General features: G+C 42.2%; 11 protein-coding genes and 1 pseudogene. 9 read left to right on the top strand and 3 right to left on the bottom strand.

Annotated elements, in window-relative coordinates:
* Nucleotides 1–13 precede the first annotated feature (13 nt).
* The 7 genes from AVJ20_RS11295 (at nt 14) to AVJ20_RS11265 (ending at nt 9722) form a co-directional block, all read left to right on the top strand.
* Nucleotides 14–2065 carry a site-specific recombinase gene (locus AVJ20_RS11295; protein WP_078192207.1) on the top strand — a complete coding sequence of 684 codons (2052 nt, stop codon included), beginning with the start codon at nt 14–16 and terminating at the stop codon, nt 2063–2065.
* A 152-nt stretch (nt 2066–2217) separates the two neighbouring features.
* On the top strand, nt 2218–2814 hold the full coding sequence (locus AVJ20_RS11290) for a phosphatase PAP2 family protein (RefSeq protein ID WP_111885289.1): 597 nt from the start codon (nt 2218–2220) through the stop codon (nt 2812–2814).
* A gap of 42 nt (nt 2815–2856) precedes the next feature.
* Nucleotides 2857–4122, top strand: coding sequence for an efflux RND transporter periplasmic adaptor subunit (locus AVJ20_RS11285; protein WP_111885288.1), 1266 nt, complete (start codon nt 2857–2859; stop codon nt 4120–4122).
* A gap of 12 nt (nt 4123–4134) precedes the next feature.
* The gene (locus tag AVJ20_RS11280; RefSeq protein ID WP_111885287.1) at nt 4135–7314 is read left to right on the top strand and encodes an efflux RND transporter permease subunit; all 3180 of its coding nucleotides are present in this window, start codon (nt 4135–4137) and stop codon (nt 7312–7314) included.
* Nucleotides 7314–8768 (top strand): multidrug efflux RND transporter AdeIJK outer membrane channel subunit AdeK, encoded by a 1455-nt coding sequence (gene adeK / locus AVJ20_RS11275; protein ID WP_111885286.1) that lies wholly within the window; start codon nt 7314–7316, stop codon nt 8766–8768. The genes AVJ20_RS11280 and adeK overlap by 1 nt, the downstream gene beginning before the upstream one ends.
* Nucleotides 8769–8918: 150 nt before the next feature.
* Nucleotides 8919–9275, top strand: coding sequence for a YbjQ family protein (locus AVJ20_RS11270; RefSeq protein WP_078192212.1), 357 nt, complete (start codon nt 8919–8921; stop codon nt 9273–9275).
* Nucleotides 9276–9278: 3 nt separating this feature from the next.
* Nucleotides 9279–9722, top strand: coding sequence for a YbjQ family protein (locus tag AVJ20_RS11265; RefSeq protein WP_111885285.1), 444 nt, complete (start codon nt 9279–9281; stop codon nt 9720–9722).
* 33 nt (nt 9723–9755) lie between these two features.
* Here AVJ20_RS11265 and AVJ20_RS11260 read toward each other — a convergent pair whose 3' ends face one another.
* From AVJ20_RS11260 to AVJ20_RS11250, 3 genes and pseudogenes are all read right to left on the bottom strand, one after another.
* A complete protein-coding gene (locus AVJ20_RS11260; protein ID WP_111885284.1) occupies nt 9756–10772 on the bottom strand; it encodes a hypothetical protein in 1017 nt (338 codons plus the stop codon).
* 74 nt (nt 10773–10846) lie between these two features.
* Nucleotides 10847–11653, bottom strand: a complete 807-nt coding sequence (locus tag AVJ20_RS11255; protein ID WP_111885283.1) for an SDR family oxidoreductase — start codon at nt 11651–11653, stop codon at nt 10847–10849.
* 44 nt (nt 11654–11697) lie between these two features.
* Nucleotides 11698–12370, bottom strand: a pseudogene (locus AVJ20_RS11250) (hypothetical protein).
* A 184-nt stretch (nt 12371–12554) separates the two neighbouring features.
* Here AVJ20_RS11250 and AVJ20_RS11245 point away from each other — a divergent pair.
* Nucleotides 12555–15449 carry a valine--tRNA ligase gene (locus tag AVJ20_RS11245; protein ID WP_111885282.1) on the top strand — a complete coding sequence of 965 codons (2895 nt, stop codon included), beginning with the start codon at nt 12555–12557 and terminating at the stop codon, nt 15447–15449.
* Between the two features lie 95 nt (nt 15450–15544).
* On the top strand, nt 15545–15812 hold a 268-nt coding region (locus AVJ20_RS11240; RefSeq protein WP_162689760.1), incomplete at its 3' end, for an AAA family ATPase.

Here is a 15812-nt window from a genome sequence, read left to right as displayed (position 1 = left end):
ATTCCCCTTGCCTATGCATATAAAACTCAATGATATCTTTTTGACCATGCAGCAACAGCTCGATACCCCTCGGGCTGTGCTGGATGAAAACTTGCTGATCGAATTGGTCAACCGAATTCGACCAGAAGATACAAAAAATACCGACGAAATTAAGAAAAAATTTCAGGCTTTCATCCAAGCTTTACTCATCACGCCAGATGCAGCCTCTACCTTGCAAAGTTTTGTCCTAAAACTCATTAGCCGATATAAACAAACCAGTTTATATGCGGACACAGGTATTTTGTCTCTCGATGGTTTCTGGGGACAACTGTTCCAACGGCTTGGCGCACATTTTCTTCCTCTGATCAATGACGAAACTCAATTACAAGATTTAGTCCGTCGAGTTTTTTATCGTCATAGCGACAAATATTGGCTGGACAGTATTGATGATCAGCAATGGATGCAGCTATTTCGACTGTTTAACCAAGGTCATAGCAATCAGGAAGAAAAAAAGAAAATTCGCCGTGAGTTAATTAAAGCCATTACCGTTTTGTCCTATCGGGTAAGTGGTATTGGCTTATATCCTGAATTTATTAATGCACAGCCTGAACTGACCGAATATGAATCACCTTTTTTGGTGCAAAACCGCGAAATAAACGATTTTATTCAGCAGTATAAAAAGCTCCATCAAAGTGCTGAAGAAATGAGTGCTGTGCTACCGCCAGATGCTTCTCAAGCGTTGGTAATGCTGGAACAATGTCGTGATGTGGTGCTGAAGATTCGGCGTGCGACCAAACGAATTGGTGTAAGTGTCAGCCTGACTTACTTATTGTCGCTTTTAGAACAGTGTTTAGATCGCTTAGAAATCTTACTCAACCTGATTGTTGAAGAAGATGATGTCCGCTATGTGTCTATGGGTAGTTTACTCAGTGATGTGACGTCAGCGATTTATAGCGAGCGCAGTGTGCGCGATTTGCTCGCCACCAATAGTGAATTGGTTGCCCTACAAGTCACCGAAAACGCAAGTAAAACCGGCGAACACTATGTAAGTACGGACAAACAAGGCTTTATGAGCATGTACCGATCTGCGGCAGGTGCCGGTGTGATCATTGCTTGTATGGCAACTTTAAAAGTGCTGATGGCCCGTGTCAGCATGGCACCGCTCATGCAAGCCATTTCATATAGTCTGAACTACTCTTTCGGCTTTATGCTGATTCATGTCTTACATTTTACTGTTGCCACTAAACAGCCTGCGATGACAGCTGCCGCCCTTGCCTCGACGGTTCAGCATCGTAAAGGCTCGAAAATGGCGCAGATTGCCGAACTTGCCGCGCTAATTATTAACATCATTCGAACCCAGTTTATTGCAATCTTAGGCAACATCAGTATTGCGATTCCTGTTGCAGCATTGATCGCATTAAGTTGGGACATGGCTTTACATGAGCCATTAATGAATCATGCAAAAGCAGCTAAAACCTTACACGACCTCAATCCATTTACCTCACTGGCTGTGCCACATGCTGCGATAGCTGGAGTATGTTTGTTTTTATCAGGTTTGCTTGCTGGGTACTTTGACAACATGGCGATCTATCGCAAAGTTGGACCACGGATTCAAGCACATCCAAAGTTAAAACGCATCATGGGTCAAGAGAGACTGGATAAGCTTGCCGCTTACATTGAGCGAAACTTAGGTGCTTTAGCAGGTAACTTCTTATTCGGGATCATGCTGGGCAGTATGGGAACAATTGGATTTATTTTTGGTTTACCTTTAGATATTCGCCATATCGCCTTCGCCTCGGCCAACTTCATTCAAGGCCTCATCAATATTAATGGTTCACCAGACATTGGCTTAATCATTGTGTCATTCTTAGGGGTTATTCTGATCGGTCTGACTAACTTATTCGTCAGTTTCACGTTAACCATTATTGTGGCACTACGGGCACGTCGCGTAAGATTTGAACAATGGAAACCACTGGCTAAACTGGTGATGACTCATTTTCTAACGCGACCAAGTGATTTTTTCTGGCCACCGAAAACCCCACTTGAAGTTGAAGATGGCACACAAGCCAGCAAGAACAATCATTAGCAGATTTGTGTTTTATTTTAGTAAGATGTGAATGAACGCAAAAAATAAAATCAGTATGATTTACACATACTTGAAATAAAGTGTACTGATGAGTACACTTTAGTCCATTAATTAACCGAGCTCAAACCGGTTAAAATGACAAGGAATAAAATATGCCACGAACGCTACTGTTTGTTGGTTTTTTTGCATTAATTATCAGTGTGTTGTCGCTTTATTCTAGCTATTTAAATCTATTAGATTTAAATATCGTGGAATGGATGAGTCAGCACCGTATTGCTGTTTTTAATCAAATTGCCATCGGACTTTCCGCGCTAGGGGGCATGCCTTTTGTATTATTTTTCACCACGCTATGGTGTTTACACTTTGCGTGGTATAAAAAATACACAGAGATTGTTTTTATCAGTATAGGGATCTTTGGAAGTATCGGCCTTGCATGGTTGCTTAAATTTACGTTCACCAGACCGCGTCCCCCAGAAATGTACCATCTTGTAGCGTCTTACGGGAGTTCATTCCCAAGCGCACACAGTTGTTATGCTGCATCGCTTGCGTGTCTGATGATCTTGATTTGCCGACAACATGCTCAACATCGTTTGATCACCATTTTGGCATTGTTATGGATGCTGTGTATGGGTGTTTCGCGAATATATGTTGGGGTTCATTTTCCGACAGATGTCTTATCCGGTTGGAGCATAAGTTTTATTTGGATCGCGCTACTTTATTTGAGTTACATCAAAATCAGTAAAGCGTAAACAAATGAATAATTTAGATAAATATCTAATTGAGGTGGAACAATGATGTCTGCAAAGCTTTGGGCTCCTGCCCTGACTGCTTGCGCATTGGCAACAAGTATTGCACTTGTTGGTTGTAGCAAAGATCCTAAAGATGCACAGCAAGCTGCTGCTGCACAGCAAATGCCACCAACTGAAGTCGGTGTCATTGTTGCCCAACCGCAAAGCGTTGAACAATCTGTTGAACTTTCCGGCCGTACATCTGCCTATGAAATTTCAGAAGTACGTCCACAAACCAGTGGTGTAGTACTGAAACGTCTATTTGCAGAAGGCAGTTATGTTCGCGAAGGACAAGCCTTGTACGAGATCGACTCGCGTACAAACCGTGCTTCAGCTGACAGTGCTCGTGCTGCTTTAAGACGTCAACAAGCAAATTTAGGCGTGTTACGTGTTAAAGAAGGTCGCTACCGTCAGCTTGTGGGATCAAATGCGATTTCTAAACAAGAATATGACGATATTGTTGCGCAAGTAAAACTGGCTGAAGCAGACGTTGCTGCATCTCAGGCAGAACTTAAAAATGCAGAAATTAACTTAGGTTACTCAACTGTACGTGCGCCAATTTCAGGTCAAACCAACCGTTCTACAGTCACAGCGGGTGCATTAGTTACTGCATCTCAGGCTGATCCATTAGTCACAATTCAACGTCTTGATCCAATGTACGTTGACATTAACCAATCAAGTGCTGAACTTCTTCGCTTACGTCAACAATTAAGCCAAGGCAACTTGGACAGCAGTAATAACACCAAAGTGAAATTACGTCTTGAAGATGGTAGCGAATACCCAATTGAAGGTCGTCTTGCATTTTCTGATGCGAGTGTAAACCCAGATACAGGTACGGTTACACTTCGTGCTGTTTTTTCTAACCCGAATCATTTATTACTTCCGGGTATGTTTGCGAATGCTCGCATCGTTCAAGGTGTGATTCCAAATGCTTACCTGATTCCACAAGCTGCCATTACGCGTACCCCTACAGGTCAAGCGATTGCAATGATTGTGAATGCAAAAGGTGCTGTTGAATCTCGTCCTGTAACCACTGTTGGTACGCAAGGTTCGAATTGGATCGTTACTCAAGGCTTAAACACTGGCGATAAAGTGATTGTTGACGGTATTGCGAAAGTTAAGCCAGAGCAACAAGTTGTAGCCAAACCGTATCAACCTCAGGCTGCTGCACCTCAAGGTGCGCAACAACCTGCTGCAGCAAAGCCAAACGCTAAAGCCGCAGAACAAGCAGCGCCTAAAACTGAACAAAAAGCTACTTCAAACGCATAAGGAGTAGACTGAATGGCTCAATTCTTTATTCATCGCCCCATTTTTGCATGGGTGATTGCATTGGTAATTATGCTAGCGGGTGTACTCACGCTATCTAATATGCCAATTGCACAGTATCCGACCATTGCGCCGCCAACGGTTTCAATCTCTGCGACTTACCCAGGTGCGTCTGCAGAAACAGTTGAAAACACCGTAACCCAAATCATTGAACAACAAATGAATGGTTTGGATGGCTTACGTTATATTTCGTCAAACAGTGCGGGTAACGGTCAGGCATCTATTACATTGAACTTTGAACAAGGGATCGATCCAGATATCGCCCAAGTTCAAGTCCAAAACAAACTCCAGTCTGCGACAGCGCTATTACCTGAAGACGTACAACGTCAAGGTGTAAAAGTCACCAAATCTGGCGCAAGCTTCCTACAAGTTGTAGCATTCCACTCACCATCGGGTAAGTTGACTGCGGACGACATTAAGGACTATGTAAACTCGAATATTTCTGAACCTCTCAGCCGTGTGGCAGGTGTAGGTGAAGTCCAAGTATTCGGTGGTTCTTATGCGATGCGTATTTGGCTAGATCCAGCCAAAATGGCAAACCTGAAAGTTACACCGAGTGATGTGGCTGCGGCTATCCGTACACAGAATGCTCAGGTTGCTGTTGGTCAGTTAGGTGGTGCGCCTGCAACTGAAGGTCAAGTACTGAACGCGACAGTTACAGCACAAAGTTTGTTGCAAACACCAGAGCAGTTTAAAAACATTTTCCTGCGTAACAGTAGTGATGGTGCTCAGGTACGTTTAGGTGATGTTGCACGTGTTGAATTAGGTGCTGACAACTATCAGTTCGACTCTAAGTTCAACAACAAACCTGCTGGTGGTGTAGCGATCAAACTAGCAACTGGTGCAAACGCATTAGATACAGCCGAAGCTGTTGAAGCACGTTTAAAAGAACTACGTCCAAACTACCCTGAAGGTTTAGAAGACACGCTTGCATTTGATACGACTCCATTCATTAAGTTATCGATTGAAAGTGTTGTACATACCCTTGTAGAAGCCGTGATTCTCGTATTCTTTGTGATGTTCTTGTTCTTACAGAACTGGCGCGCAACGATTATTCCGACATTGGCTGTACCTGTAGTGGTATTGGGTACTTTTGCTGTCATTAACATGTTTGGTTTCTCGATCAACACACTCACCATGTTCGCGATGGTACTGGCGATTGGTCTCCTCGTGGATGATGCGATTGTTGTCGTAGAGAACGTTGAACGTGTCATGGTTGAAGATCATCTTGACCCCGTGACTGCAACTGAAATCTCAATGAAACAGATCTCGGGTGCCTTAATCGGTATTACCTCTGTGTTAACCGCTGTATTCGTGCCGATGGCATTTTTCGGTGGTACGACAGGTGTAATTTATCGTCAGTTCTCAATCACGCTGGTAACAGCAATGATTCTGTCATTGATTGTAGCATTGACCTTTACCCCTGCCCTATGCGCGACCATGTTGAAACAACATGATCCAAACAAACCTGAAAGCAACAATATCTTTGCCCGTTTCTTCCGTTGGTTTAACAGCTCTTTTGATAAAGTTGCGCATAAATACCAAGGCGGCGTGAACTTCATGACACACCACAAGATTTTCTCTGGTGTGATTTATGCAGTTGTAATCGGCTTGTTGGTACTTTTATTCCAAAAGTTACCATCATCATTCTTACCTGAAGAAGACCAAGGTGTTGTAATGACACTGGTACAGTTACCACCGAATGCCTCACTTGAGCGTACGGATAAAACTGTCACTGCAATGACCGATTACTTCCTGAAAAACGAAGAAAAATATGTCGATTCTGTATTCAGTGTTGCCGGTTTCTCGTTCACAGGTGTAGGTCAAAACGCAGGTCTTGCATTCATCAAGTTAAAAGATTGGGAAGACCGTACATCACCTGAATCTCAAGTGGGTGCGATTATTCAACGTGGTATGGCATTGAACATGATCGTGAAGGATGCTTCATACATCATGCCAATCCAATTACCAGCAATGCCTGAATTGGGTGTAACTGCCGGCTTCAACTTGCAGTTAAAAGCTTCTGCAGGTCAAACCCATCAACAACTTATCGATGCCCGTAATATGGTGCTCGGTATGGCTGCTCAAGATAAACGCCTCATGGGTGTTCGTCCTAACGGTCAAGAAGATACGCCACAGTACAAAATCACGATTGACCAAGCTCAAGCTGGTGCAATGGGTGTGAGTATTTCTGAGATTAACACCACAATGGGTATGGCATGGGGTGGTTCTTACATCAATGACTTCGTTGACCGTGGTCGTGTGAAGAAAGTCTATGTACAAGGTGAAGCTGCGGCACGTATGATGCCTGAAGACCTGAGCCAGTGGTATGTCCGTAACAACCAAGGCACAATGGTTCCATTCTCGACCTTCGCTACTGGTGAATGGACTTATGGTTCACCACGTCTTGAACGTTATAACGGTATCGCATCTGTGAACATTCAAGGTTCACCGGGTGTGGGTGTAAGTTCGGGCGACGCGATGAAAGCGATGGAAGAAATTGTACAAAAACTTCCTTCGATGGGCGTTCAGGGCTTTGACTATGAATGGACTGGTTTATCTCTAGAAGAACGTGAGTCTGGCGCACAAGCACCATTCCTATACGCACTTTCATTGTTAATCGTCTTCCTATGTCTTGCTGCCTTGTATGAAAGCTGGTCTATTCCGTTCTCAGTATTACTGGTTGTACCATTAGGTGTATTGGGTGCGTTATTACTGACTTTCCTTGGAATGGTGTTCTTCAAAAATCCAAACTTGGCGAATAACATTTACTTCCAGGTGGCTATTATTGCCGTCATTGGTTTGTCTGCGAAGAATGCGATCTTGATCGTAGAATTCGCCAAAGAACTTCAAGAAAAAGGTGAAGATCTGTTTGACGCAACATTGCATGCCGCTAAAATGCGTCTACGTCCAATTATCATGACCACTTTAGCCTTTGGTTTTGGTGTACTTCCGCTTGCCCTTTCTTCGGGTGCAGGTGCAGGTAGTCAGCACTCCGTAGGTTATGGTGTATTGGGTGGCGTAATCAGTTCCACCCTACTTGGTATCTTCTTTATTCCTGTGTTCTATGTATGGATCCGAAGTATCTTTAAGTACAAACCAAAACAACAAAATAATCAGGAGCATTTATCGTGATGCAAAATGTATGGTCTATTGCAGGTCGTAGCATTGCGGTTTCTTCACTTGCGCTTGCTTTGGCTGCCTGCCAAAGCATGCGTGGTCCAGAGCCGGTTGTTCAGACCAATATCCCCGAAAGCTACACAGCAAGTGCTTCTGGTACTTCTGTTGCTGAACAAGGATATAAAGATTTCTTTGCTGACCAACGTCTGGTACAAGTTCTTGACTTAGCTTTAGCCAATAACCGTGACCTACGTACGGCTGCTTTAAATATTGAACGTGCACAGCAACAGTATCAAATCACTACCAATGGTCAATTACCAACCATTGGTGCAAGTGGTAGTGTACTTCGTCAAGACACGTTGAATACACAAAAGCCTATCACCTCTTACAATGTCGGTTTAGGTGTCACTGCCTATGAACTTGATTTTTGGGGTCGTGTACGTAGCTTAAAAGACAATGCTTTGGACAGTTACCTTGCAACTGCAAGTGCCCGTGATGCAACACAAATTGCGTTGATCGGTCAAGTGGCTCAAGCATGGTTAAACTACGCGTATGCCAATTCGAACTTGAAGCTTGCGGATCAAACCTTAAAAGCTCAGCTTGAATCTTACAACCTCAACAAAAAGCGTTTTGATGTCGGTATTGACAGTGAAGTTCCTGTTCGTCAGGCTCAAATTTCTGTAGAAACTGCACGTAATGATGTTGCGAACTACAAAACTCAAATTGCTCAAGCGCAAAATTTATTGAATCTATTAGTGGGTCAACAAGTGCCTGCGAACTTGCTGCCGAACCAACGTGTCAATCGTATTACTTCGACCAATACCATTGGTTCAGGTATTCCAAGTGATTTGTTGAACAACCGTCCAGATGTACGTGCAGCTGAATACAAACTGTCTGCCGCTGGTGCGAACATTGGTGCAGCTAAAGCACGTCTGTTCCCTACTATTAGCCTGACAGGTTCTGCGGGTTATGCTTCAACGGACTTAGGTGATCTATTTAAATCAGGCAACTTTGTATGGTCTGCTGGCCCTAGCCTAGATATTCCAATCTTCGACTGGGGTACACGTCAGGCCAATATTAAAGTTTCTGAAACTGACCAGAAAATTGCATTGTCTGATTATGAAAAATCAGTTCAGTCAGCTTTCCGTGAAGTAAATGATGCGCTTGCAGTTCGCCAAAACATTGGTGACCGTATTGCAGCACAGCGCCGTTTAGTTGATGCAACCAATACAACCTACAAACTGTCAAATGCCCGCTTCCGTGCTGGTATTGATAGCTACTTAACTGTACTTGATGCGCAGCGTGCATCTTATGCAGCTGAGCAAGGTTTGTTGTTGCTTGAACAAGCAAATCTCAACAATCAAGTTGAATTGTATAAAACACTTGGTGGTGGTATCAAAGCCAACACTTCTGATGCTGTGCAATACCAACCTTCTACTGCTGAGCGTAAAGCTGCATCAAAACAATAATTTGATTTAGCCTAGCCAGTAATATTTGAAAAGCTCACTTCGGTGGGCTTTTTCATTTTTAGATCGAAGCTTTAAAATAAAAATGAATTTATTGCTTTTTGCTAAAGAGTTTTCTATCTTCAATTCACCTTTTTATATTGATAACTAAAAATGCTTTTAAGTAATCTTGAATCTGTTCCGGGTCATACCATTACACAACAACTTGATGTCGTTTATGGCAGTACTGTCCGCAGTAAACATGTTGGTCGTGACTTTATGGCTGGCCTAAAAAATATCGTGGGTGGTGAACTCAAAGGTTATACAGAACTACTCGAAGAATCTCGTCAAGAAGCCATGAGCCGTATGATTGATAAAGCACGTGCCTTAGGCGCGAATGCGGTCGTCGGCATCCGTTTTTCAACCTCAAATATTGCTCAAGGCGCCTCTGAATTATTTGTGTATGGCACCGCTGTTCGCGTAGAAGCCAACTCAGCAAAACTCCCAGACCCATTTCCAACTCAGGACTAAGTCATGGATGCCTTTATTTTTAAAGTCCTGATCTTTGTGGTGCTCTTTTGTATTGGTTGGGGCTTCGGTCGCCATATCGAACAAAAACATCTCAAAGAACTCGAAGCTCAAGAAAAGCGATTGGCACATATTCGCATAGACAACAACCGCTTTAAAACTACTGAACATTTCGGACAACTGATTTCGAGTAATGTAGTGATTTCACATGATTATTTTAAATATGTGATTGCCAATATTCAGAACTTCTTTGGCGGACGTTTAACCAGTTATGAAAGCATCGTCGATCGGGCACGTCGTGAAGCCGTGGTGCGTTTAAAGCAAGAAGCTGAAAAGATGGGCGCAACGCAAATTATGGGCCTGCGTTTAAGCACCACTGAGTTGGGTATGCAAGGCGGCATGGTCGAAGTCTTTGCGTATGGGACAGCAATTCAAAAGAGAGACATCTGATCTCTCTACTTCTCCCCAATTCATTTTTACTATTTAATTTACTTTACACAATGTGTCTTCAAACTCTTCATAACTCACATTTTCATTGCGACAAATTTTAAAGCAAACCTCATTAAATTTCTTTTCATCAATATTTGGATCATGATAACTAAATGCAACATCTCCAGCATAAGCACGTGCCAGATCTTGCACCACAATGTCAGCTTTACATCCATATAAAGTTGGACATGCCTCTAATGTTCCTTCGTAATACTCTTTACACTGAGTCGGTTCGACATCCACCTTATTGGGTTTTTGCATCGACACATTTAGACCATTTTCATTCATTAGAAGAAAATATTGAAGTTTTCTAAATGGTTTTAAGTCAATCTCGAGTCCCGAATGATTGATACGAGCCAATTGATCTTTGTAAGAATTATGATCATCTGAGATTAACTCTGCATTACCAGCTTTGTCGATTTTGATAAAGCTATAGTTGACAGGCATATATGCGCCACTCCCCTTATGTGCAATCACTTCGATCAAATGATCTTTCGCAATAAATGCTCCCGTAAATACAGTCGATTCAACACTGGTCAGCAACTTACCTTTCACTAAAACACAATATCCAAAACATTGATCTTTGAATCTAGCCTGATCGCCTTTAAAATCATCAACAGGATGAAATTCAGCTCGCCATTTAAAATCACCAATTTTATTCGAGCTATAAGGTAATTTATCAACATCTGAATCTTGAGGATTTTGACTGTAATACTCAGACTTCAATAATCCTTTTTCATCAAATAGTGCTTCGATCGGTAACCACCCCTCGTTCGGTCCTCGTATTACAACTTCTGCACTCGCCGCTTCAACATTAGGTTCAATCTCAACAGATTCAGTAACTGGTTCTGATACAGTTCCTATTTCTTTTTCAGGCTTTTCGAGTGTTGAGTTGTGCTCAATTTTTTGAGTTTTCTGTTTAAAATAAAAATATGCCACTGTACCAATTGCACCAATGATTGCGCACAAAATGATGGCTATTCCCCATTTGTTAAAATTATTCTTTTTCATTTCTTATAATCTCGTTACTCATTAAAAAAGTCACTGTTAAGAGTGACTTTTAAACTATTTAAACTTGATAAAATTTACTTCACTTTGGTTTTACGAATCATTTTATATAACGTTGTCGGTGATAATCGAGATACCCAAACACCGAGCTTTTCTTTAGAACCACCCACCACGATGTATTCTTCCCCACGTTGCAAAGATTGCACCACCGTTTCGGCAAACTCATTGGCTTCTAGACCATTTTCAATGGCTTCATCCTGATGCCCTTGTGGCTTGCCGGCACCATTGAGTGCATTAAATGAAACATTGGTTTTGACAAATCCGGGGAATATCACCGATACGCCCACCCCTTGATCCGCAACTTCCGCACGTAGACTGTTCGCCCACATATGAATGGCAGCTTTTGCAGCAGAATAGGTCGCGCGGTATTGTGTCCCTAATAAGCCTGCAACACTTGAAACAAAAGCAATTCGACCAGACTCTTGTGCTAAAAATGTCGGTAAAACGGTTTTGGTTAAATAGACTTGCGAAAAATAATCTACTTCCATGATGGCACGTTCAGTTTGCATAGTCGTATCCGTGATCAATGCACGCTGACTCAATCCCGCATTATTGATTAGCCAATCAATTCGGCCTTTATGCGCAAGGACTTGTTCATAAGCATGGCGAACTTGTTCTTCATTGGTAATATCGGCACACACTGAAAGATGCTGATCTGGATGTAATAATGAAACCCGGACTTTTTCCAACTCTTCAAAACGACGTGCGGTCAAAATGACCTGCGCCCCTTGCAAAGCACATTCTTTTGCTAAAGCTTCACCCAAACCTGACGATGCCCCAGTAATCCATACCACTTTTCCGTTCAAATCATCACGTTTTGCCATTTTGACATCCTTTTAAATAACTAATTTATTCATTTATATGTATTTTATGCTTTATGTAGTACAGGTTCATTGCTCAAAAACACCATAAAATGGTCAAAGTACTGACTCATCGATTGTGCATCATAAATTTTGCCGAGTTTATCAAAACGTTTATAACCGAGTTGCGTGGTGAGATTGATGACACCGGTTAAAGTTTTATCCACTACCATGTTAAATTTCAGCATTTTTTTCGGTTCTCGCACCAAATGCGTCACCCCGGCATCGACCACTTGTGTAAATGCCTTCAATGCGAGTGGGACATATTGATTCTGCCCTTCTTTCATTTGACTGACATAGGCAAGCAAGTCGGTGGCTAAAGAGGCATCGATCGGGTAATGCATAAAATGCTGACCCTCTTCGCTGTAAAAACGTCCATATAAATAATTCACCATCGGTACAAGGCGGTCATTGCTGAAAAAAGACACCGACCACGGCATATATTTACGGGTCGTTTCACGTATTTGCTGAATAATTTTTTCGGATTCATTGTCTCCAGACTTATTCATGCGCGCCATTTGGCCAAAAACTTGATCTAAAATTTCACATGCAATATCCGCTAAATTATCCCCTAAGGCTTTGGACTGACTTTCTGTTTTCACCCGCGTTGAGTTTTTGATGAATCGTCTCAAAACGTTGATATGTCGTAGGTTGAATCTTTAAAGAAATAGAATAAGTCATTTGATATTGCTCCTTTTATCTTAGTTTTGGGATCAATGGATACTTCTTATCTTAGGTCCTATCATACGGACTCTTTTATTTACTACCAAATCCTAAATGTTAACATTCGCCCAACATCCCTAATTCACCATTTTTTTTGCTACAATAGATCTAATTTTTTATCCACTTTTGATCTGTTTAGACTATGACTGATTCAGCGCAAAATATTGCTACGACCTACGATCCGACCGAGATCGAAAAAAAATGGTACAAGACTTGGGAAGAGAGAGGCTACTTCAAGCCATCTCAAAAAGGTGATTCATTCTGTATTATGATTCCGCCACCAAACGTCACTGGTAGCTTGCACATGGGTCATGGTTTCAACAATGCCATTATGGATGCGTTGACTCGTTATAACCGTATGTCTGGCAAAAACACCCTTTGGCAGCCAGGTACCGACCATGCAGGTATCGCAACGCAAATGGTTGTTGAACGTCAATTGGGTGCTGAAGGCATCAGCCGTCACGACCTTGGCCGTGAAAAGTTCATCGAAAAAGTGTGGGAATGGAAAGAACAATCTGGCGGGAACATTACCCGTCAAATTCGTCGTCTAGGCTCATCTGTAGACTGGTCACGTGAACGCTTCACCATGGATGAAGGTTTATCAAATGCCGTTAAAGAAGTGTTTGTTAAGCTACATGAAGAAGGCTTAATTTACCGTGGTAAACGCCTTGTGAACTGGGACCCTAAACTACAAACTGCCCTTTCTGACTTGGAAGTTGAGTCTGATAAAGAAGAAGCAGGTTCACTGTGGCACTTCAAATACTTCTTTGAAGACAAATCAATCCGCACCCATGACGGCAAAGATCACATTGTTGTGGCGACAACACGTCCTGAAACATTGCTTGGCGATACAGCTGTTGCGGTTGCGCTTGATGATGAACGCTATGCAGCGCTTGTAGGCAAAAACATCATCCTACCTATTACAGGCCGTGCTGTTCCTATCGTAAAAGACGAATATGTAGACAAAGAATTTGGTACAGGCTGTGTGAAAATCACCCCTGCGCACGACTTCAATGACTATGAAGTGGGCAAACGCTGTGAACTTCCAATCATCAATATCTTCAACAAAAATGCTGAAGTTCTTGCTGAGTTTGAATACATCGCGAAAGCGGGCGAGCAAATTTCTAAAACCATTCCTGCACCTGCGGACTACATTGGTTTAGAACGTTTTGAAGCACGTAAAAAATTGGTTGCTCAAGCGGAAGCTGAAGGCTGGTTAGACCAAATTCAACCATATACCTTGAAGCCACCTCGTGGTGACCGTTCAGGCGTGATCGTTGAGCCACTTCTAACAGACCAATGGTACGTAAAAATTGCACCACTTGCTGAGCCTGCAATTAAAGCGGTTAAAGATGGCGACATCAAATTTGTACCTGAGCAATACAGCAACATGTACATGGCTTGGATGAACAACATTCAAGATTGGTGTATTTCGCGTCAATTGTGGTGGGGTCACCGTATTCCTGCTTGGTACGATGCTGAAGGTAACGTATTTGTAGGTCGTGATGAAGCTGAAGTTCGTGCGAAAAACGGCATTGCACCTGAAGTTGAATTGAAACAAGACGAAGACGTGCTTGATACATGGTTCTCTTCTGGTCTTTGGACGTTCTCAACTTTAGGTTGGACTGGTGACGCTGCGAAAGATAAAGAAAACTACTTCTTAAATACTTTCCACCCGACTGATGTACTAGTAACAGGTTTCGACATCATCTTCTTCTGGGTTGCCCGCATGATCATGATGACCATGCACTTCATGAAAAATGAAGACGGCACACCTCAAGTTCCGTTCAAAACGGTGTACGTTCACGGTTTGGTACGTGATGGCGAAGGTCAGAAAATGTCTAAATCTAAGGGTAACGTGCTTGACCCATTAGACTTGATTGACGGTGTTGATCTTGAAACTTTAGTACAAAAACGTACGACTGGTTTGATGAACCCGAAACAAGCGGCGAAGATTGAAAAATCTACCCGTAAAGAATTCCCTGAAGGTATTCAATCTTACGGTACAGATGCGGTTCGTTTCACATTCTGTGCGCTTGCAAATACAGGTCGTGACATTAAGTTTGATATGAAGCGTGTTGAAGGTTACCGTAACTTTGCCAACAAAATCTGGAACGCAACACGTTTCGTGATGATGAACTGTGAAGAGCAAGTGATTGGTCAAGAAGTACGTCAAGACCTTTGGGAATTGCCTGAACAATGGATCGTGAGCCGTCTGCAAAAAGCGGAACAAGCGGTGCAAACTGCATTTGCAACCTATCGTTTAGACTTGGCTGCACAAGCGATTTACGAGTTCATTTGGAATGAATACTGTGACTGGTATGTAGAGCTGACGAAGCCTGTTCTCAATGATGAAAACGTATCAACTGAGCGTAAAGCTGAAGTACGTCGTGTGCTTCTTTCTGTGATGGAAGCGTCTTTACGTTTGGCTCATCCATTGATGCCTTACTTAACAGAAGAAATTTGGCAAACACTTGCGCCGAAGTTAAACATTTCTGGCGAAACGATTATGCTTGCACAGTACCCTGTTGCTGACCAAGCGCTTATCAACGAACAAGCTGAAGCAGATATGCAATGGCTTCAAGGTTTGATTGGTGCGGTACGTAACATCCGTGGTGAGATGGGCTTAGGTAATGCGCGTTTGTTGCCTGTTCTTCTTCAAAATACAACGGATGCTGAAAAAGCACAAATCGCACGTATTGAACCATTGTTTAAAGCATTGGCAAAAGTTGAAAGCATTACTTTCCTTGCTGACAGTGAACAACCGCCATTGTCTTCTTCATCTGTCGTTGGTCACGTGTCTGTCTTCGTTCCAATGAAGGGCTTAATTGACCCTAAAGCGGAATTGGGTCGTCTGCAAAAAGACTTAGACAAGGTTCAAAAACAGCATGACCAAATTGCCACTAAACTTGGTAATGAAGGTTTTGTAGCGAAAGCGCCTGCTGCGGTAGTTGAGGGTGAGAAAGTTAAACTTGCTGAGTTTGCCGATCAGTTAGCGAAGATTAAAGCGAATATGGAGCAGATTGCAGCGCTTTAATGCTGTAGTTTGATTTAAAAAAGCCACCTTAAGGTGGCTTTTTTTTACACATTGAATTATAAATATATACTATAAAATTAAATAGATACTTAATAATGAAAATTTCAAATATACATATCGAAAACTTTCGGGGTCTTAAAAATATTGATTTAACACCTTCACAGATGAATTGTGTCATTGGTGAAAATAATGCAGGGAAATCAACTGCCCTATTGGCTATCAATTTATTTCTAAATGGTACAAGAATTTCAGAATCTGATTATTATGATAAGTCTAAAGAAATTTTTATAGATATAACTTTTAGTGATTTAAATGAAAATGACTTAAACAAAATATCAGATGAAGAAAATAGATCAAGAATTC

It is taken from the genome of Acinetobacter sp. CFCC 11171, from assembly GCF_003268405.1.
GTDB classification, from domain to species: domain Bacteria; phylum Pseudomonadota; class Gammaproteobacteria; order Pseudomonadales; family Moraxellaceae; genus Acinetobacter; species Acinetobacter amyesii.
This window is presented reverse-complemented; position numbering and strand designations above follow the sequence as displayed.

Bases quoted from the DNA above. Each gene is read 5' to 3' on its own strand.
- AVJ20_RS11295 (WP_078192207.1), top strand. From the start codon at position 14: ATGCATATAAAACTCAATGATATCTTTTTGACCATGCAGCAACAGCTC.
- AVJ20_RS11290 (WP_111885289.1), top strand. From the start codon at position 2,218: ATGCCACGAACGCTACTGTTTGTTGGTTTTTTTGCATTAATTATCAGT.
- AVJ20_RS11285 (WP_111885288.1), top strand. From the start codon at position 2,857: ATGATGTCTGCAAAGCTTTGGGCTCCTGCCCTGACTGCTTGCGCATTG.
- AVJ20_RS11280 (WP_111885287.1), top strand. From the start codon at position 4,135: ATGGCTCAATTCTTTATTCATCGCCCCATTTTTGCATGGGTGATTGCA.
- adeK (WP_111885286.1), top strand. From the start codon at position 7,314: ATGCAAAATGTATGGTCTATTGCAGGTCGTAGCATTGCGGTTTCTTCA.
- AVJ20_RS11270 (WP_078192212.1), top strand. From the start codon at position 8,919: ATGCTTTTAAGTAATCTTGAATCTGTTCCGGGTCATACCATTACACAA.
- AVJ20_RS11265 (WP_111885285.1), top strand. From the start codon at position 9,279: ATGGATGCCTTTATTTTTAAAGTCCTGATCTTTGTGGTGCTCTTTTGT.
- AVJ20_RS11260 (WP_111885284.1), bottom strand. From the start codon at position 10,772: ATGAAAAAGAATAATTTTAACAAATGGGGAATAGCCATCATTTTGTGC.
- AVJ20_RS11255 (WP_111885283.1), bottom strand. From the start codon at position 11,653: ATGGCAAAACGTGATGATTTGAACGGAAAAGTGGTATGGATTACTGGG.
- AVJ20_RS11245 (WP_111885282.1), top strand. From the start codon at position 12,555: ATGACTGATTCAGCGCAAAATATTGCTACGACCTACGATCCGACCGAG.